Raw genomic sequence first — 19409 nt, forward strand, 5'->3', positions numbered from 1 at the left:
GGCCGTACCAGTCTACGGAGTGCCGGGAGGGGCTCCGGCCGGCGTACCGCGATCGGCCACCGCCGGTGTGCCGAGCGTCACCGGCAGGGCTTCGTAGCCCCGCAGGGTCAGCCGGGTGCGCCGCCGGGGCGGGCCGGCCAGGGCCAGCCCGGGCAGCCGACGCAGCAGCAGTGGGAACGCCACCTGCGCCTCCAGCCGGGCCAGCCCGGCGCCGAGGCAGTAGTGCGGGCCGGCTCCGAAGGAGAGCGGGTGCGCCTGCGCCCGCCACGGGTCGAACCGGTCCGGCTGCGGGTAACGCCGCGGATCGCGGTTGGCGGCGCCGAGCAGCAGCAGCGTCCAGGCGCCGGGCGGCAGGTCGATCCCGCCGGCTCGTACCCGGTCGGTGCTCAACCGGGTGGTCAGCTGCACCGGAGAGTCGTAGCGGAGCAGTTCCTCGACGTACGCCGGCGCGAGGTCGGGGTGCTCGCGCAGCGCGTCCGCCGCCCGCGGGTGCGCCAGCAGCACGACCAGCCCGTTGCCGAGCAGGTTGGTGGTGGTCTCGAAGCCGGCGACCAGCAGCACCACCAGGTTGGCCAGCAGTTCGTCGCCGGAGAGCCGCTCGCCGTCGGCGTCGTGCACCCGCACCAGCGCGGTGGTCAGGTCGTCGGCCGGGGCCCGCCGGCGGGACTCGACCAGCTCGGTGAAGTAGCCGCGCAGCTCGGCCGCGCCCCGGTCGGCCACGGCCAGCTCGGCAGGGGTGATCTCCGGCTCCAGGATGCCGGTCAGGTCGGCCGCCCAGCGCCGGAAGAGCGGCCGGTCGGCGGCCGGCACGCCGAGCAGGGCGCAGATCACCCCGACCGGCAGCGGATAGGCGAAGTCGGCCAGCACGTCGACCTCGTCGCCCTGCCGGGCGCGATCGAGCATCGTGTCGATCAGCTCGTCGGCCTGGGCGGTCACCACGTCACGCATGCCGGCGATCCGGCGCGGGCTGAACGCGCCGGCGGCGAGCCGGCGCATCCGGCTGTGGTCGGGCGGATTGGTACGCAGCATCGACCGGGAGATCGACGCCACCGCCGGACTCTCCCGCCAGCCCGGCCAGACCTGGTCCCGGGCCGCGTCGTCCATCACCCCGAGGCGGGGGTCGCGCAGCAGCTCGTCGGCCTCGGCGTAGCCGGTGACCACGTAGAACCCCGGCGCGGCCTCGACCACCGGCCCGTGCGCGCGCAGCCGCTCGTAGGTCGGGTAGGGATCCACCCGCCCCGCTGGCGACATGAGCAGGGTGAGCGCCTCGGCGGCATCCATGACCGGCCTCCCCGTCGACGGGTACGAGGCTCCATCATGCCGAGCCGGCCGCCCGCCGGCATCCCCGTCGACGTCCGGGCCGGCCGGCCCGCCGCGTGGGCGGGCGACGGCTGCCCGAGCGTACGGCCGCAGCGGTCAGGCAGCGGGCGTCAGGCGCTGTGGCCCGGCTCCCCGGCCAGCACCGCGTCGCCGGCGAGCAGGGCGTGCTCGGGCAGCGGCAGCTGGATGCCGTGCGCGGCCTCCCAGTCGTAGACCGTGCCGGGGCGGACCTGGGCGGAGAAGTAGTCCACCGCGCTCATCCCGCCGACCACCGGCTCGTCCACCTCGGCGACCAGCTGGGCCGGCACCAGGTGGAAGCCGTTCTGCAGGGCGGCGCTGAGCCGGCGGTGGCCGTCGACCACGAAGAAGTGCTCGCCGGTGAAGCCAATCTTCAAGGGTTCCAGCGCCTCGTCGCCGGCGCCGGCCAGTTCGCCGACGAACTCGGAGTCCCAGAGCCCGCGCAGGGTGGTGATGTCCTCGGTCGGGTAGACCCGGGCCGGGTCGAGCAGCAGCAGCGGCGGGCCGTCGCGCAGCACGTCGGCGCCGAGCTTGCCCTCGTACGCCGCGACGATGTGCTCGATGACCTCCTCGGCGGTGGCCCGGGTGGTGTCGCAGATCAGGTCGTAGTTGCGCAGCTTGGCCTTGTCCACCCCGTAGCGGACCAGGAACCGGCTCCGCTCGCTCTCGCTGCGCTCGCGCAGCTTGGCCTTGGCCTCGTCCAGCGAGGTGTAGCTCTCCGCCGGCCCGGACGGGCGGGCCAGCACCCGGCGGGCCGCCTCGCCCGGCTCGGTGATCATGTGCACCTTGAGCGCGTCGGTGAAGAAGTGCCAGGCCAGCCGGGAGTCCATGACCAGGCTCTCGCCGGACGCGGCGATGTTGCGCTGAAGCTGGTCGACGTAGCCGTCGACGGCCTGGTCGAGCTCGGCGTGCAGGTTCAGCTGGAGCGCGGTCATCTGCCGCTCCTGCGCCATCTGCCGGTAGAGGTCACCGACGCTCACCCGGCGCAGCCCCAGCCGCTTGGCGATCTCCACCGACACCGTGCTCTTGCCGCTGCCGAGATCACCGTTGAAGACGATGGATTGACGAACGGTCACGACTGGTCCACCCCTGATCACCGGCTGATTGACATCGTCGAACTGGCGTCGGTCCGACGCGCTCCCGCCATCGTCGCGCCGTCCGTGCGCCCGGGCATGACGGGCGATGCTACCACCCGCTCGCCAGCCTCCCGCCGCACGCGGCGTGCGACGCAGCGCAGCTCACCCGGCCGAGGTCAGAAGAGGCTGAGCGGGTCGACCTGCAGCCGGACCGGGTCCGCTGCCTTGCGGGCGCTGCGCGCGCCGGCCGCCGTGTGCAGCGCGTCGGCCAGCGCCCCGGCCCGGGCGCGGGGCACCCGGACCAGCATCCGCTCCCGCTCGCCGTCGGCCGGGACCGGCCCGAGCACCTCGGCCTCCGCCGGCAGCCGGGCCTCGGCGAGCAGGTCCGCCACCGCGGCCGGCAACCCGGTCACGCTGGCCATCCGGACCGCCGGCGGGAAGCCCAGCTCACGTCGCTCGGCCAGTTCCCGGCCGGCGAACCAGCCGGCGTCCCAGCGCAGCAACGCCTGCACCGGTGCGAGCGCGCCGTCGGCGACCACCACCACCCGGCCGCCGGCGTCGGCCGGTCGGGCCAGCGCCGCCGCGGCCAGCCACCGGCGCAGCGCCTCCTCCCCGGCGCGCAGGTCCGCCCGGGTGAGCAGGGCCCACGAGTCGAGCAGGAGCACCGCGCCGTAGCCCCCCTCGGCGACCGGCTCGGCCCCCGGGGTGGCGATCACCAGCCCGGCGCCGCCGGGCACGGCGGCGAGCACCTCCTCGCGCCCCGAGGTGCGCACCGGCACGCCGGGGAAGGCCCGACCGAGTTCCTCGGCGGTGCGGCGCGCGCCGGTGACCGCGGCCCGCAGCCGCCGTCCGCCGCATTCCGGGCAGGCGTAGGCGGCGGCGACCCGGCCGCACCAGCGGCAGGCGGGGGTGCCGGTCGCCGACGGCAGGGCGAGCGGGCCGGCGCAGTGCGGGCAGCGGGCCGGAGTGCGGCAGTCGGCGCAGGAGACCGACGGCAGGTAGCCACGGCGGGGCACCTGGACCAGCACCGGCAGCTCCGCCCGGAGCGCGTCGCGGGCCGCGGTCCAGGCCAGGCTGGGGAGCCGGGCGGTCGCCGCGCCCGGGTCCCGGGCCAGTTGCGGGTCGTCGCCGGCCGGCGCGATGGCCGGGGTACGCGACCGCACGGTGCCCCGGTCGGCCACCACCTCCCGAGCCCAGCCGGTCTCCAGCAGCAGCTGCGCCTCGGCGGTGCGGGCGTACCCGCCGACCAGTGCACCGGCCTCGGCGAGCTGGGCCCGGGTGAGCAGCACCTCCCGGGCGTGCGGGTACGGCGCCCGAGGCTCGGCGTGCAGGTCGTCGCCGTCGTCCCAGACCGCGACCAGACCCAGCCGGGCGACCGGGGCGAACATGGCGGCCCGGGTGCCGATCACCACCGGCACGTCGCCACGGCGGGCGGCCAGGAAGGCCCGGTAACGCCGGGCCGGGCCGAGCGCGGCGGAGAGGCTGACGTGTCGCCCCGGGCCGAGGGCGGCGCCGACGGCGGCGTCCAGCCGGTCCAGGTCCCGGTTGTCGGCGACCACCACCACCGCGCCCCGGCCGCCGGCCACGGTCGCGGCCACCGCGTCGGCGTAGCGGGCCGCCCAGTCCTCCCCCGGCAGCGCCGACCAGACCGCGCGGGGCGCCCGCCCGTCGGTGAGCGCGCGCAGGTAGGCCGGCCCCGCCGGGTAGTCGCGCCAGCCGGCCGGCTCGGGTGCCGCCAGCGGGTCGACCGGCGGGGGTGGCTCGTGCGCCTCCTTCTCCACCCGGGCGTGCCGTGGTGGCACCGCGAGCCGGAGCACGTCGGCGAGGCTGCCCGCGTACCGGTCGGCGACCGCGCGGGCCAGCCCGGCCACCTCGGGCGAGAGCACCGGCTCCGGGGAGACCACCTTCTCCAGGTACGCCAACCGGCCGGTGTGCCCGGAGCCGTCGGTGCGCTCCAGCAGCCAACCGTCGACCAGTTGGCCGGCGAAGCGGACCTTCACCCGGGTGCCCGGCGCCGCCAGCTCGGCCAGCTCGGCCGGGACCAGGTAGTCGAAGGGCCGGTCCAGGTGGGCCAGCGGGACGTCCACGCAGACACGAGCGACCGGCGACCCGTCCGCGGGTCGCCGGTCGCTGCGCGTGGTGCCGGTCAGGCTCCCGCAGCCGACTTGAGGTCGGCGGCCCGGTCGGTGCTCTCCCAGGTCAGGTCGGGCAGTTCCCGGCCGAAGTGGCCGTACGCCGCGGTCTGCCGGTAGATCGGGCGGAGCAGGTTGAGGTCCCGGATGATGGCGGCCGGCCGCAGGTCGAAGACCTCGTTGACGGCCTTCTCGATCGAGGCGACCGGCACGGTCTCGGTGCCGAAGGTCTCGATGAAGAGGCTGACCGGGTGCGCCTTGCCGATCGCGTAGGCGACCTGCGCCTCGCAGCGCTCGGCCAGGCCGGCGGCGACCACGTTCTTGGCCACCCAGCGCATCGCGTACGCGGCCGAGCGGTCCACCTTCGACGGGTCCTTGCCGGAGAAGGCGCCACCGCCGTGCCGGGCGTAGCCGCCGTAGGTGTCCACGATGATCTTGCGACCGGTCAGCCCGGCGTCGCCCATCGGCCCGCCGATCTCGAACCGGCCGGTCGGGTTGACCAGCAGCCGGTAGCCCTCGGTGTCCAGGCCGAGGCTCTCCAGCTCGGGGGCGATGACGTGCTCCCGGACGTCCGGGGTGAGCAGCGACTCCAGCGAGATGTCGGCCGCGTGCTGGCTGGAGACCACCACGGTGTTCAGCCGGACCGGGCGCAGTCCCTCGTACTCGATGGTGACCTGGGTCTTGCCGTCCGGGCGCAGGTACGGGACGGTGCCGTCCTTGCGGACCGTGGCGAGACGGCGGGCCAGCCGGTGCGCGAGCGCGATCGGCAGCGGCATCAGCTCGGGGGTCTCCGAGCAGGCGAAGCCGAACATCATGCCCTGGTCGCCGGCGCCCTGCGCGTCCAGCGCGCTCTCCGACGACCCGGTACGCAGCTCGAAGGCGTTGTCGACGCCCTGCGCGATGTCCTCCGACTGGGCGCCGATCGAGACGCTGACCCCGCAGGAGGCGCCGTCGAAGCCCTTCTTCGACGAGTCGTAGCCGATGTCGAGGATGGTCCGGCGGACGATCGTCGGGATGTCGGCGTACGCCTTGGTGGTCACCTCACCCGCGATGTGCACCTGCCCGGTGGTGATCATGGTTTCCACCGCGACCCGGCTACGCGGATCCTCCGCGAGCAGCGCGTCGAGGATTCCGTCACTGATCTGGTCGGCGATCTTGTCCGGGTGGCCTTCCGTGACCGATTCGGACGTGAAGAGGCGGCGTGTCACGGCACTCCTAAGCGTATGAAGGTCGTTCGCGGCAGTGTAGTCACCGCCGGCGGGTGCGGCGGAGGTGGTCAGGTGCGTTCCAACCCTCAGGAGTGACCGGCCAGTCGCGTCACGACGAGATCCCAGACGCCGTCGGCGAGGTCTTCCTTGGACTGCTCGGGCATCCGGTTGACCGAACCGTCCACACCGATGACGGTCGCCGCGTTCGTGTCGGCGCCGAAGACCTTGTCCGTCCCCACCTCGTTGATGACGATGAGGTCGGCGCGCTTGCGGGCCAGCTTGGCCCGACCGTTGGCCTCGGCGTCGCCGGTCTCCGCGGCGAACACCACCAGCACCTGCTCCGGGCGACGGCGTTGACCCAGCTCGGCGGCGATGTCCGGGTTGGTGACGAGCTCGATGGTGGGCGCACTGCCGTCGTCCGCCTTCTTGATTTTGCCAGGCGTGTAGACGGCGGGGCGGAAATCGGCCGGAGCAGCGGCCATCACCACGGCGTCGGCCTCGACGGCCGCCTTGAGGGTCGCCTCCCGCAGCTCCTCGGTGGTGCCCACCCGGATCAGGTCGACCCCGGCCGGGTCGGTGAGGGCGACGTTGGCCGCGATCAGGGTGACCCGGGCGCCCCGGGCGACCGCGGCGCGGGCGAAGGCGTAACCCTGCTTGCCGGAGGACCGGTTGCCGAGGAACCGCACCGGGTCCAGCGGCTCGCGGGTGCCGCCGGCGGTCACCACCACGCGGCGGCCGGCCAGATCGGCGGGCGCGTCGACGCCACGGGAGAGCACCCGCCGCGCGACCGCGAAGATCTCCGCCGGATCGGGCAGCCGGCCCTTGCCGGTGTCGACTCCGGTCAGCCGGCCGACGGCAGGCTCGATCACCCGGACGCCGCGGGCGCGCAGCGTGGCGACGTTGGCCACGGTGGCGGGGTGCTCCCACATCTCGGTGTGCATGGCCGGGGCCACCACGACCGGGCAGCGGGCGGTCAGCAGCGTGTTGGTGAGCAGGTCGTCGGCGAGGCCGTGCGCCGACCGGGCCAGCAGGTCGGCGGTCGCCGGCGCGACGACCACCAGGTCGGCCTGCTGGCCGAGCCGCACGTGCGGCACCTCCTGCACCTCGGACCAGACGTCGTCGGCGACCGGCTGGCCGGAGAGCGCCGCCCAGGTCGGCGCTCCGACGAAACGGAGCGCCGACGCGGTCGGCACGACGCGGACCCGGTGACCTGACTCGGTGAAGAGCCGCAGCAGCTCACACGCCTTGTAGGCGGCGATGCCGCCACCGACTCCGAGGACGATCCCGGCGGACATCGCGGTGCGGCGGGTTACGGCTGGTCGGTCGGCTCGGCGGTGAGCAGGCCGGAGTTGATCTCGCGCATGGCGATGGAGAGCGGCTTCTCCTGGGGGGTCGTCTCGACCAGCGGTCCCACGTACTCCAGCAGGCCCTCACCGAGCTGGCTGTAGTAGGCGTTGACCTGGCGGGCACGCTTGGCGGCGAAGATGACCAGCGCGTACTTCGACGTCGTCTTCTCGAGGAGCTCGTCGATCGGCGGGTTGGTGATGCCCTCGGGGTTGGTGGCGATGGATCCCACGAAATAACCTCTGCGTCTTTAGTACCGCGCGGACGCGGTGCTGACCCGCTCCTAACCGAGCACGCCCGGTCGGGCCGGAGTCGGATAAGAAGAACCGAGCAAGCCTACCAGCTCATCAGCGACGCGATCGGTCAGGTCGTGCGTGAGGGCGAGTTCGAAGGACGCGGCGACGGCCGGCTCGGGGCGGTGCCCCGGCGGGCAGAGCAGCACCAGCCGGACGGCGGAGAGGCGCTCCCGGACGGCCAGCGCGCCCGGGACATCGAGCGGCAGCAGTACCGGCTGGCCGGCGGCGAGCCGGGAGCGCAGCGGTTCGTAGGGGGTTCCGCGCCGGTGCGGCCCGGTGCGGGACCACTCCAGCAGCGCACCGGACTCGATCATGCGGTCGAACTCGGCCGGGGTGTGGAAGATCCGCTCGAGCCCGTCGACCTCGCCGGCGCGGCGGGGCCGGGTGGTCACCGGCACCGGCCGCCACACGGACGGAGAACGCGCCCGGACCAGCTCGACGACACTCTCCCGGCCGGCACCCGAGGGGCCGGCCAGGACAGTGAGCCGAGCCACCGGGCGCGCCTCGCCATCCGTGCTCACTGCTTGTTTCTACACGCTGCCATTCTTAGTTGGCGGCGAACTCTCCAAGCAGTGCCTTGCGCTGCTGCTCGCCGAGGCCACGCAGGCGACGGCTGTCAGCGATCTTGAGCTTCTCCATGATCTGGGTGGCCCGGATCTTGCCGATGCCCGGCATCGCCTGGAGGACGGCCGACACCTTGAGCTTGCCCACGACGTCGTCGGACTCGGCCCGCTCGAGGACGGCTCCGAGGGTGGTCTTGCCCTGCTTGAGCTGCTCCTTCAGCTCAGCACGGGCCTTGCGGATCTCCGCGGCCTTCTCCAGCGCGGCAGCGCGCTGTTCGGGGGTCAGTGACGGGAGCGGCACCAGTTCTCCTCAGGTCCCTATCGCGACGGGCGGGGCGCACCGCCGCATCTGTGAAACGTGGTGTCGCTGTGAACCAAGGGGTCCGTGGTTCCCAGCGCGGGGAAAACTAGCGGTCAACGGAGCTTTCGGCAACGTGGGCGCGCCATGATCATCGCAAAGTGACCGAGCCGTCAGTCAGTCAGCGGGCCGGCAGGACCGCCCGGCAGTCGGCCAGCACGCGCTCCGCGGCGGCCCGCAGCGCGACCGGGTCGGGGCCCGCGCCGAGCACCTCACGGGAGTACGAGGGAAGCACCGCGGGCAGGCTGGCACCGAAGACGGTACGCAGATCGGCGGCCGTCGCGCCCTGCGCGCCGAGCCCCGGCGCGAGCAGCGGACCCCCCACCTGGGACAAATCATGACCGGTGTCGCCGATGGTCGCTCCGACCACCAAACCGAAGCTGCCGAGCGGGTCCGCACCCGCGTTGAGCTGGGAAATCTCGTCGATCACGGTCTGCGCGACGGTCCGCCCGTCAGGGGTGCGGGCGTGCTGCACGGCGGCTCCCTCGGGGTTCGAGGTCAACGCCAGGACGAAGACGCCGCCGCCGTGCTCGGCGGCCAACTCGAACATCGGGGCGAGCGAACCTACTCCCAGGTAGGGGCTGGCGGTGACCGCGTCGACATACAGCGGGCTGGATGGATCAAGGTACGCCGAGGCGTACGCGCGGACCGTCGAGCCGATGTCGCCACGCTTCGCGTCAAGCAGAACGAGCGAGCCGCGATCCCGTAACTGTCGGATAGTTGACTCAAGAATCCCGACGCCCCGGGCCCCGAATCGCTCGAAGAAGGCCGACTGGGGCTTGACCACCGCAACCCGGTCACCGAGGGCGTCCACGACGGTCCGGGCGAACCGGTCGAGCCCGTCGACGTCGTCGGCCAGTCCCCAGCGGGCCAGCAGCCCCGGATGCGGGTCGATCCCGACACAGAGCGGTCCCCGCTCGATCACGGCCCGGTGCAGCCGGGCGCCGAAGCTCTCCATCCGCCTCTCCCTCTCCTCGCTCTCCTCACACGGACGGCCGGTGCCGTCCGCGTATCCGCCCGGATGGCCGCGCCGGCGGCTCAGCCGGCCTTCACCGCCGCCGCCACCCCGGTCGCTATCCGGGCCAGGTCGGCGTCGTCGGTCACGTACGGCGGCATGGTGTAGATCAGATCCCGGAACGGCCGAAGCCAGACCCCCTGGGCCACCGCCGCGGCGCTGGCGGCGGGCAGGTCCACCTCGTGGTCCAGCTGCACCACCCCGATCGCGCCGAGCACCCGCACGTCGAGCACCCCGGGCGCGCCGCGTAGCGGCTCCAGACCGGCCCGCAGCCCCGCGCTCACCCTCGCCACCTCACCCGCCCAGTCACCGGCCCGCAGCAGGCCGATGGAGGCGTTGGCCACCGCGCAGGCGAGGGGGTTGCCCATGAACGTCGGGCCGTGCGCCAGCACGCCGTCGGCGGAGATCCCCCGGGCGATCTCGGCGGTGCAGAGCGCGGCCGCCAGGGTGAGGTAGCCGCCGGTGAGCGCCTTGCCGACGCACATCACGTCCGGGACCACGCCGGCGTGCTCGGCGGCGAACATGGTGCCGGTCCGGCCGAAGCCGGTGGCGATCTCATCGAAGATGAGCAGCACCCCGTGCGCCCGGGTCGCCTCGCGCAGCACCCGCAGGTACTCCGGGTGGTGAAAGCGCATCCCGCCGGCGCCCTGCACCACGGGCTCCACGATCACCGCGGCCAGCTCGTGCGCGTGCCGCTCGACGGCCTCCGCCAGCGCGGCGCAGTAGGCCGGGTCGGGCGGGGCGTCGAAGCCGCTCGGTGGGATCGGCGCGAAGACCTGCCGGGGCAGCACGTCGCCCCAGAGGTGGTGCATGCCGCCCTCCGGGTCGCAGACGCTCATCGGGTGGAAGGTGTCGCCGTGGTACCCGCCCCGCCAGGTGCCCAGCCGGCGGCGTTCCGGCCGGCCGGTGGCCCGCTGGTACTGCAGGCACATCTTGACCGCGACCTCGACGCTCACCGAGCCGGAGTCGCAGAGGAAGACCCGCTCCAGCCCGTCCGGGGCGAGGTCGACCAGCGTCTCGGCCAGCCGGACCGCCGGCTCGTGGGTCAGCCCGCCGAACATGACGTGACTCATCCGGCCGAGCTGGTCGGTGACGGCCGCGTCGAGCACCGGGTGCCGGTAGCCGTGGATCGCCGCCCACCAGGACGACATCCCGTCGACGAGTTCGCGGCCGTCGGCCAGCCGCAGCCGTACGCCCTGCGCGCCCGCCACCACGTAGGGCGGGCTGGCCGGCGGCAGCGGGGCGTACGGGTGCCAGACGTGCGCCCGGTCGGCGGCCAGGATCTCCTCGGGTGTCACGGGCTCTCCTTCGTACCGTCGGAACTGGCGGTGGCGCCCGAGGGGGAACCACCGCGCGCAACCTTTGCTCTGCTTCAGCAGAGGCGACAGCCGATGTCCGGAGAGCGGACGGCGGCCGTTGCCGGGACCGAAGCAGAGCAAAGGATGCGAACGTGGATGCGGACGCGGACGTACGCGCGGACGGCGGTCCAAGCGGGGCCGGCCGCCGATCGGCTCACCGGCGTGCGGCCGGGGCCGGCGTCGGGACGGCGGCGGCCCGGGCGGCCGCGCGGACCAGCGCCGGACCGCGATAAATGAAGCCGGTGTAGAGCTGCACCAGGCTGGCGCCGGCGTCGAGCATCCGCGCCGCGTCGTCCGGGTCGAGGATTCCGCCCACCCCGATCACCGGCAGCCGCCCGGCGGTCTCCCGGTGCACGAAGGAGACCACCGCCCGGGCCCGCCCGGTGAGCGGCCGGCCGGAGAGCCCGCCGGACTCCGCGCCTCGGGGCTGGTCCACGGCCGCGAGGCCGTCGCGGGCGAGCGTGGTGTTGGTGGCGATCACGCCGGCCGCGCCCCGGGCCAGGCAGACCTCCAGCAGCTCGGCGATCGCCGACTCGGTCAGGTCCGGTGCGATCTTCACCAGCACCGGCTTCTCCCCCACCAGCGCCGCCAGCAGCGCGTCCAGGTGCGCCCGGTCCTGCAGCGAACGCAGGCCCGGAGTGTTCGGCGAGGAGACGTTGACCGCGAAGTAGTCGCCGTACCCGCGCAGGGCCTGGTAAGAGGCGAGGTAGTCGGCCACCGCGTCGTCCAACGGGGTCACCTTGGACTTGCCGAGCGAGATGCCCAGCGGCACGCCGATCGGTCGGGGCAGCGCGGCCAGCCGGGCCGCCAGGGCCTCGGCGCCGGCGTTGTTGAAGCCCATCCGGTTGACCACGGCCTCGCTCTCGCGCAGCCGGAACAGCCGGGGCCGTGGATTGCCCGGCTGACCGTGCGCGGTCACCGTGCCGACCTCGACGAAGCCGAAGCCCAGCGCCGGCCAGGCGGGCAGCGCGACGCCGTTCTTGTCCATCCCGGCGGCCAGGCCGACGGGGTTGGGGAACTCGACGCCGAACACGGTCCGCGGCGCGCGGACCGCGTACCGGGCCCGCAGCGCGGCGAGCAGCGCCGGCCGCCGGGACACCCCGGCGAGCCGGCGCAGCGTCCACTCGTGCGCCGCCTCCGCGTCGCCGCCGCCGATCCGGAACAGCGTCGGCCGCACCGCCCGCTCGAAGATCACTGCTGGGCCCGGAGCGCGGCGTGCAGCTCCTGGAGGGGACGGACCTGCATGTCGCCGCGGATGCGGGCCTCGATGCCCATCACCGCCGCCGCGGCGCCGGGCACCGTGGTGATGCACGGGATGTCCGCGGTGACCGCGGCGCTGCGGATCTCGTAACCGTCGGAGCGGGCGCTGGCGCCGGAGCCCTGCGGGGTGTTGACGACCAGGGCCACGTCACCGCCGAGGATCAGCGAGACCGCGTCCTCGCCCTCACCCGTCTGGTAGTGCTTGCGGATCTGCTCGCAGGCGATCCCGTGCCGGCGCAGCACCTCCGCGGTGCCGGTGGTGGCGACGATCTGGAAGCCCAGGTCGGCCAGGCGCTTGATCGGGAAGATCATCGCGCGCTTGTCCCGGTTGGCCACCGAGACGAAGATCTTCCCGTCCGTCGGCAGCGAACCGTACGCGGCCGACTGCGACTTGGCGAAGGCGTGCCCGAAGTTGGTGTCGATGCCCATCACCTCGCCGGTGGACTTCATCTCCGGGCCCAGCAGCGAATCGATCCCCTTGCCGGAGCGGGTGCGGAACCGCTTGAACGGCAGCACCGCCTCCTTCACCGCGATCGGGGCGTCCACCGGCATGGCGCCGCCGTCGCCGTCACGCGGCAGCAGACCCTCGGCGCGCAGCTCGGCGATGGTGGCACCGAGCGCGATCCGGGCCGCCGCCTTGGCCAGCGGCACCGCGGTCGCCTTGGACACGAACGGCACGGTGCGCGACGCCCGCGGGTTCGCCTCCAGCACGTAGAGCACGTCGTCCTTGAGCGCGTACTGCACGTTCAGCAGGCCGCGCACCCCGACCCCCCGGGCGATCGCCTCGGTGTACCGGCGCACCTCGGCCAGGTGCGAGCCGGCCAGGGTGATCGGCGGCAGGGCGCAGGACGAGTCCCCGGAGTGGATGCCGGCCTCCTCGATGTGCTCCATCACCCCGCCGAGGTAGACCTCGCCGTCGGCGTCGCAGAGCGCGTCCACGTCGATCTCGATGGCGTCGTCGAGGAACCGGTCCACCAGCACCGGGTGGTCCGGCGAGATGTCCGTGGCCCGGCCGATGTAGTCGCGCAGGGTCGGATCGTCGTAGACGATCTCCATGCCCCGCCCGCCGAGCACGTAGGAGGGACGCACCAGCACCGGGTAACCGATCTCGTCGGCGATCGCCTTCGCCTCGTCGTACGAGGTGGCCATGCCGTGCGCCGGGGCGCGCAGCCCGGCCCGGGCCAGCACCGCGCCGAACGCGCCCCGCTCCTCGGCGAGGTGGATCGACTCCGGTGAGGTGCCGACGATCGGCACCCCGGCGTCCTTGAGCCGCTGCGCCAGGCCCAGCGGGGTCTGCCCGCCGAGCTGCACGACCACCCCGACCACGCCCGGCCCACCGGCCGCCCGGCCGGAAGAGTCCTCGGCGTGCCAGACCTCCAGCACGTCCTCGAAGGTGAGCGGCTCGAAGTAGAGCCGGTCGGCGGTGTCGTAGTCGGTGGAGACGGTCTCCGGGTTGCAGTTGACCATCACGGTCTCGAAGCCCGCCGCCCGCAGTGCCTGGACCGCGTGCACGCAGGAGTAGTCGAACTCGATGCCCTGCCCGATCCGGTTCGGGCCGGAGCCCAGGATCAGCACCTTCGGCCGGTCCGACCCGACGACCTCGGTCTCCTGGTCGTAGGACGAGTAGTGGTACGGGGTGGTCGCCTCGAACTCGGCCGCGCAGGTGTCCACGGTCTTGTAGACCGGGCGGATGCCCAGCCGGTGCCGCAGGGTCCGCACGCCGTCCTCGGCGGCGAGCTCCGGGCGCAGCGCGGCCAGCTGCCGGTCGGAGAGGCCGGCGCGCTTGGCCCGGCGCAGCAGCTCGGCGTCGAGCACCGGGGCGGCCACGATCTCGTCGCGCAACTCGACCAGACCGGCGATCTGGTCCAGGAACCACGGGTCGATCCCGCCCGAGGCGGCAGCCACCTCGGCGATCGAGGCGCCCAGCCGCAGCGCCCGCTCGACCGTGTAGAGCCGGCCGTCGTGCGGGACGCCCAGCGCGGCCAGGGTGTTCTCCTTGGTGGCCCCGCGCGGATCCGGCACGCTCCAGAAGCCGCCCGCCTTGGTCTCCATCGAGCGCATCGCCTTGTTCAGCGCCTCGCTGAAGTTGCGACCGAGGCTCATCGCCTCGCCGACCGACTTCATCGTGGTGGTCAGCTCCGGGTCCGCGCCGGGGAACTTCTCGAAGGCGAAGCGGGGGATCTTGACGACCACGTAGTCCAGCGTCGGCTCGAAGGCCGCCGGGGTCTTCAGGGTGATGTCGTTGGGGATCTCGTCCAGGGTGTAGCCGATGGCCAGCTTGGCGGCGATCTTCGCAATCGGGAAGCCGGTCGCCTTCGACGCCAGCGCGGAGGAGCGGGACACCCGAGGGTTCATCTCGATCACGACGATCCGGCCGTCGGCCGGGTTCACCGCGAACTGGATGTTGCAGCCTCCGGTGTCCACCCCGACCTCGCGCAGCACCGCGATGCCCAGGTCGCGCAGCCGCTGGTACTCCCGGTCGGTCAGGGTCATGGCGGGGGCGACGGTGACGCTGTCGCCGGTGTGCACGCCCATCGGGTCGATGTTCTCGATCGAGCAGACCACCACCACGTTGTCGCGGCGGTCGCGCATCAGCTCGAGCTCGTACTCCTTCCAGCCGAGCACGCTCTCCTCGATCAGCACCTCGTGCACCGGGCTGGCGGCCAGGCCGTCGCCGGCGATGCGGGCCAGATCCTCCGGGGTGTGCGCCATGCCCGAGCCCAGCCCGCCCATGGTGAACGACGGCCGGATCACCACCGGCAGGCCCAGCTCGGCGACGGTCGCCTCGACCTCCTCCATCGAGTGGCAGACCCGGGAGCGGGGCACCAGGGCGGCCGGGTCGTCGATGCCGAGCCGGACGCCGGCCTTGGCCACGATCTCCTTGAACAGCTGCCGGTCCTCGCCACGGTTGATCGCGTCGATGTTCGCGCCGATCAGCTCCACGCCGTACTTCTCCAGCACGCCGGCCTCGTGCAGGGCGACAGCGGTGTTCAGCGCGGTCTGCCCGCCCAGGGTGGGCAGGATCGCGTCCGGGCGTTCCTTGGCGATCACCAGCTCGACGAACTCGGGGGTGATCGGCTCGACGTAGGTGGCGTCGGCGAACTCCGGGTCGGTCATGATCGTCGCCGGGTTGGAGTTGACCAGGCTGACCCGGATTCCCTCGCTGCGCAGCACCCGGCAGGCCTGGGTGCCGGAGTAGTCGAACTCGCAGGCCTGGCCGATGACGATCGGCCCGGAGCCGATGACCAGGATGTGGTTGAGATCGGTCCGCTTAGGCATTGCTGCGCCCCTCGATGAGCTCGGCGAAGCGGTCGAAGAGGTAGTCCGCGTCGTGCGGGCCGGCCGCCGCCTCCGGGTGGTACTGCACGGTGAACGCGGGCACGTCACGCGCCCGCAGCCCCTCGACCACGTTGTCGTTGAGGCAGACGTGGGACACCTGGACCCCGCCGAACTCGGTGTCGATCACCTGGTCCGGGACCACCACCCCGGCGCCCGCGCCCGGCACCTGCACGGCGAAGCCGTGGTTGTGGCTGGTCACCTCCACCTTGCCGGTGGCCCGGTCGAGCACCGGCTGGTTGATGCCACGGTGCCCGTAACCCAGCTTGTAGGTGCCGAAGCCGAGCGCCCGGCCGAGGATCTGGCTGCCGAAGCAGATGCCGAAGAGCGGGATCTTCCGGCTCAACACCTCGCGGGCGAGCGCGACCGGCCGGTCGGCGGTCGCCGGGTCACCCGGGCCGGGCGAGAAGAAGACCGCGTCGGCACCGGTCGCGAGCAGCTCGTCGATGGTGGAGCCGGCCGGCAGCACGTGCGTGGTGACCCCACGCGCGGCCAGCCGGCGCGGCACGTTGCGCTTGATCCCGAGGTCCAGCGCGGCGACCGTGTACCGGTGCTCACCCTGCGCCGGCACCACGTACGGCTGGGCGGTGGTCACCTCGGCGGAGAGGTCCGCGCCCACCATCTCCGGGGCCTGCCGGACCCGGGCCAGCAGCGCCCGCGGGTCGTCCTCGACGCTGGAGATGCCTACCCGCATGGCGCCCCGCTCACGCAGGTGCCGGGTGAGCGCCCGGGTGTCCACGCCGCTGATGCCGACCACACCCTCGGCGGCGAGCCGGTCCTCCAGCCCGCCGGTGGCCCGCCAGTTCGAGCCGATCCGGGCCGGGTCGCGGACCACGTAGCCGGCCACCCAGATCCGGGCCGACTCGTCGTCCTCCGCGTTCACCCCGGTGTTGCCGATGTGCGGCGCGGTCTGCACCACCACCTGCCGGTGGTAGGAGGGGTCGGTGAGGGTCTCCTGGTAGCCGGTCATGCCGGTGTTGAAGACCGCCTCGCCGAAGGTCTCCCCGACGCTGCCGTAGGCCTCGCCGGCGAAGGTCCGCCCGTCCTCCAGCACCAGAATCGCTGGACGCCTCTTCACTTCGTCGCCTTTCCGTCGAGGACCGTCGGCTCGCCGTGCAGGAAGGTCGCCACGATGCGACCCGGCAGCGTCATGCCGGCGTACGGGGTGTTACGGCTGTGGCTGGCCAGCTCCGCGGGCTCGACCACCCGACGGGCGGCCGGGTCGACCAGGGTGAGGTTGGCCGGCACGCCGGGCGCCGGGTCGAGGCCGTGCGCGTCCAGCCCGGCGATCCGGGCCGGGGTACGCGACATCCGCTCGGCGATCAGGTCCCAGCGCGGGCCGAGCACGTCGAGCGCGATCGAGAGCGCCGTCTCCAGTCCGAGCATCCCCGGCCGGGCGTACGCCCACTCACACTCCTTGTCCTCCACCGCGTGCGGCGCGTGGTCGGTGGCGACCACGTCGATCACGCCGTCGACCAGCGCGGCGCGCAGCGCGGCGATGTCGCCGGTGGTGCGCAGCGGCGGGTTCACCTTGTAGACCGGGTCGTAGGTCTCGGCCCGGTCGTCGGTGAGCAGCAGGTGGTGCGGGGTCACCTCGGCGGTGACCCGGACCCCGCGGGCCTTGGCCTGTCGCAGCACCTCGACGCTGCCGGCCGTGGAGACGTGGCAGACGTGCAGCCGGCTGCCGACGTGCTCGGCGAGCAGCACGTCCCGGGCGATGATCGCCTCCTCGGCCACCGCCGGCCAGCCGGTCAGCCCGAGCCGGGTGGAGACCTCACCCTCGTGCATCTGCGCGCCCTCGGTCAGCCGGGGCTCCTCGGCGTGCTGGGCGATGATCCCGTCGAACGCCTTGACGTACTCCAGCGCCCGGCGCATCAGCTTCGGGTCGGCCACGCAGTGCCCGTCGTCCGAGAAGATCCGCACCCGGGCCGCGGAGTCGGCCATCGCGCCGAGCTCGGCCAGCCGCTCGCCGGCCAGCCCTACGGTGACCGCGCCGATCGGCTGCACGTCCACCAGGCCGGCCTCCCGGCCGAGCCGCCAGACCTGCTCGACCACCCCGGCGGTGTCGGCGACCGGGGAGGTGTTCGCCATCGCGCAGACCGCGGTGTACCCGCCGAGCGCCGCCGCCCGGGAGCCGGACTCGACCGTCTCGGCGTCCTCGCGGCCCGGCTCCCGAAGATGGGTGTGCAGGTCGACCAGGCCGGGCAGGGCGACCAGCCCGGCGGCGTCGATCACGGTGGCGTCGGCGGCGGTCAGAGCGGCGCCGACCTCGGCCACGACGCCGTCGCGGATCAGCAGGTCGGTCGGCGCGGCGCCGAGCACGCTGACTCCCTTGACCAGGTACGCGGTCATGCGTTGTTCCCCCCGAGCAGCAGGTAGAGGACGGCCATCCGGACGGAGACCCCGTTGGTGACCTGTTCGACGATGGTGGAGCGGGGCGAGTCGGCCACCTCGGGCGTGATCTCCATGCCCCGGTTCATCGGACCGGGGTGCATGACGATCGCGTGCTCCGGCAGCCGGCGCATCCGCGGCCCGTCCAGGCCGTAGCGGCGGGCGTACTCGCGGGCGGAGGGGAAGTAGGAGTCGTTCATCCGCTCCCGCTGCACCCGCAGCATCATCACCACGTCCGCGTCGGGCAGCGCCGCGTCGAGGTCGTAGCAGACGGCGGTGCCGGGGGCGAGCGCCTGGGCGATGTCGACCGGGATGAGCGTCGGCGGCCCGACCAGGGTGACCTTGGCGCCGAGGGTGGAGAGCAGCAGCACGTTGGAGCGGGCGACCCGGCTGTGCAAAACGTCCCCGACCACCGTGACCGACAGGCCGGCCAGCCGGCCCAGCCGGGACCGCATGGTGTACGCGTCGAGCAGCGCCTGGGTGGGGTGCTCGTGGGTGCCGTCGCCCGCGTTGACCACCGACCCGTCGACCCATTCGGCGAGCCGGTGCGGGGCGCCGGAGGCGGGGTGGCGGACCACCACAGCGTCGGCGCCCATCGCCTGCAGGGTCAGCGCGGTGTCCTTGAGGCTCTCGCCCTTGGTGACGCTCGACCCCTTCGCGGAAAAGTTGATCACGTCGGCGCTGAGTCGCTTCGCCGCCGCCTCGAAGGAGATCCGGGTGCGGGTGGAGTCCTCGTAGAAGAGGTTGACCACCGTCCGGCCACGCAGCGCGGGCAGCTTCTTGATCTCCCGGCCGGCGACGGTGGACATCTCGGCGGCGGTGTCCAGGATCCGGGTGGCGGTGGCCGCGTCCAGGTCGGCGCCGGAGAGCAGGTGCCGGATCATGCGGGGTTACCTCCGTACAGCTTGACCCCATCGACGCCGTCGGTCTCGGCGAGCGTCACCTTCACGCTCTCGGAGAGTGCGGTGGGGATGTTCTTGCCGACGTAGTCGGCCCGGATCGGGAGCTCACGGTGACCGCGGTCGACCAGGACGGCGAGCTGCACCGAGGCCGGCCGGCCGACGTCGTTGAGCGCGTCGAGAGCGGCCCGTACGGTGCGGCCGGAGAAGAGCACGTCGTCGACGAGGATGACCCGCTTGCCGTCGATGCCGCCGGGCGGCAGCTGGGTCGGTCCGACCGCGCGGATCGCGTGCCGGCGCAGGTCGTCGCGGTAGAGGGTGATGTCGAGCACACCGACCGGGACGGCGACGTCCTCGAAGGTGCTGATCCGGGCGGCGAGCCGCTTGGCCAGCGGGGCGCCCCGGGTGGGAATGCCGAGCAACACGGTGTCGGCGGCGCCCTGGGTCTTCTCCAGGATCTGGTGGGCGATCCGGTCGACCACGCGCTGCACGTCGGCGCTGGCGAGGATCACCTTCACCGAGGGTTGCCGCGCGGTCGGCGACTGGGCAGCCGGTGGGCAGGCCACGGCGGACCTCCTTCCCCGCCTCACGGGACGGGTCGTTAAAGGATGTCGGACACCTCCGGGCCGGCCGCTAAGGGCGACGCCGGGGCTTCACGCCACGTTACCAGTGGTCACCGGGCCGATCGCGGCGGCCCGCTGACCATCGGATCAGGCCGGCGAAATGGGGATAACTCCCCCCGTGCTCCCCAACGGTAAGGTCACGACCACTTGACCAGGTGTCGCAATCCCCGTACCGTCACGCTCCGTAGCGATCGCTGGGAGAACCCCAAAGC

General features: G+C 73.3%; 16 protein-coding genes. All 16 read right to left on the reverse strand.

The window, feature by feature from the left end:
- Nucleotides 1-12: 12 nt before the first annotated feature.
- Nucleotides 13-1281, reverse strand: a complete 1269-nt coding sequence (locus ACIP9D_RS04375) for a cytochrome P450 (RefSeq protein WP_350870973.1) — start codon at nucleotides 1279-1281, stop codon at nucleotides 13-15.
- A 149-nt stretch (nucleotides 1282-1430) separates the two neighbouring features.
- Nucleotides 1431-2414: an AAA family ATPase gene (locus ACIP9D_RS04380; RefSeq protein ID WP_350870976.1), complete on the reverse strand. Its 984-nt coding sequence runs from the start codon at nucleotides 2412-2414 to the stop codon at nucleotides 1431-1433.
- A gap of 176 nt (nucleotides 2415-2590) precedes the next feature.
- Entirely contained in the window at nucleotides 2591-4501 is a 1911-nt protein-coding gene (locus ACIP9D_RS04385; protein WP_350870978.1) for a primosomal protein N', read from the reverse strand.
- A gap of 59 nt (nucleotides 4502-4560) precedes the next feature.
- The gene (metK, locus tag ACIP9D_RS04390; RefSeq protein ID WP_350870980.1) at nucleotides 4561-5754 is read right to left on the reverse strand and encodes a methionine adenosyltransferase; all 1194 of its coding nucleotides are present in this window, start codon (nucleotides 5752-5754) and stop codon (nucleotides 4561-4563) included.
- Between the two features lie 86 nt (nucleotides 5755-5840).
- Nucleotides 5841-7049, reverse strand: coding sequence for a bifunctional phosphopantothenoylcysteine decarboxylase/phosphopantothenate--cysteine ligase CoaBC (gene coaBC / locus ACIP9D_RS04395; RefSeq protein WP_350870983.1), 1209 nt, complete (start codon nucleotides 7047-7049; stop codon nucleotides 5841-5843).
- Nucleotides 7050-7063: 14 nt separating this feature from the next.
- Nucleotides 7064-7330, reverse strand: a complete 267-nt coding sequence (gene rpoZ, locus ACIP9D_RS04400) for a DNA-directed RNA polymerase subunit omega (RefSeq protein ID WP_025617742.1) — start codon at nucleotides 7328-7330, stop codon at nucleotides 7064-7066.
- Between the two features lie 51 nt (nucleotides 7331-7381).
- Nucleotides 7382-7915 carry a guanylate kinase gene (locus ACIP9D_RS04405; RefSeq protein ID WP_350870986.1) on the reverse strand — a complete coding sequence of 178 codons (534 nt, stop codon included), beginning with the start codon at nucleotides 7913-7915 and terminating at the stop codon, nucleotides 7382-7384.
- 25 nt (nucleotides 7916-7940) lie between these two features.
- Nucleotides 7941-8258: an integration host factor, actinobacterial type gene (gene mihF / locus ACIP9D_RS04410; RefSeq protein ID WP_007458370.1), complete on the reverse strand. Its 318-nt coding sequence runs from the start codon at nucleotides 8256-8258 to the stop codon at nucleotides 7941-7943.
- A gap of 178 nt (nucleotides 8259-8436) precedes the next feature.
- The gene (pyrF, locus tag ACIP9D_RS04415) at nucleotides 8437-9273 is read right to left on the reverse strand and encodes an orotidine-5'-phosphate decarboxylase (RefSeq protein WP_350870989.1); all 837 of its coding nucleotides are present in this window, start codon (nucleotides 9271-9273) and stop codon (nucleotides 8437-8439) included.
- Between the two features lie 80 nt (nucleotides 9274-9353).
- Nucleotides 9354-10628 (reverse strand): adenosylmethionine--8-amino-7-oxononanoate transaminase, encoded by a 1275-nt coding sequence (locus ACIP9D_RS04420; RefSeq protein WP_350870992.1) that lies wholly within the window; start codon nucleotides 10626-10628, stop codon nucleotides 9354-9356.
- A gap of 214 nt (nucleotides 10629-10842) precedes the next feature.
- A complete protein-coding gene (locus ACIP9D_RS04425) occupies nucleotides 10843-11883 on the reverse strand; it encodes a quinone-dependent dihydroorotate dehydrogenase (RefSeq protein ID WP_350870994.1) in 1041 nt (346 codons plus the stop codon).
- The gene (gene carB / locus ACIP9D_RS04430) at nucleotides 11880-15227 is read right to left on the reverse strand and encodes a carbamoyl-phosphate synthase large subunit (protein WP_350870997.1); all 3348 of its coding nucleotides are present in this window, start codon (nucleotides 15225-15227) and stop codon (nucleotides 11880-11882) included. The genes ACIP9D_RS04425 and carB overlap by 4 nt, the downstream gene beginning before the upstream one ends.
- A complete protein-coding gene (gene carA / locus ACIP9D_RS04435) occupies nucleotides 15220-16362 on the reverse strand; it encodes a glutamine-hydrolyzing carbamoyl-phosphate synthase small subunit (protein ID WP_350871000.1) in 1143 nt (380 codons plus the stop codon). Before carA ends, carB begins: the two co-directional genes overlap by 8 nt.
- The gene (locus ACIP9D_RS04440) at nucleotides 16359-17636 is read right to left on the reverse strand and encodes a dihydroorotase (RefSeq protein WP_350871003.1); all 1278 of its coding nucleotides are present in this window, start codon (nucleotides 17634-17636) and stop codon (nucleotides 16359-16361) included. Before ACIP9D_RS04440 ends, carA begins: the two co-directional genes overlap by 4 nt.
- Nucleotides 17633-18559 carry an aspartate carbamoyltransferase catalytic subunit gene (locus ACIP9D_RS04445; protein ID WP_350871005.1) on the reverse strand — a complete coding sequence of 309 codons (927 nt, stop codon included), beginning with the start codon at nucleotides 18557-18559 and terminating at the stop codon, nucleotides 17633-17635. Before ACIP9D_RS04445 ends, ACIP9D_RS04440 begins: the two co-directional genes overlap by 4 nt.
- On the reverse strand, nucleotides 18556-19140 hold the full coding sequence (pyrR, locus tag ACIP9D_RS04450; RefSeq protein ID WP_350871008.1) for a bifunctional pyr operon transcriptional regulator/uracil phosphoribosyltransferase PyrR: 585 nt from the start codon (nucleotides 19138-19140) through the stop codon (nucleotides 18556-18558). Before pyrR ends, ACIP9D_RS04445 begins: the two co-directional genes overlap by 4 nt.
- Nucleotides 19141-19409: the final 269 nt, after the last annotated feature.

This window comes from Micromonospora sp. NPDC093243 (assembly GCF_044753725.1).
GTDB lineage: Bacteria > Actinomycetota > Actinomycetes > Mycobacteriales > Micromonosporaceae > Micromonospora.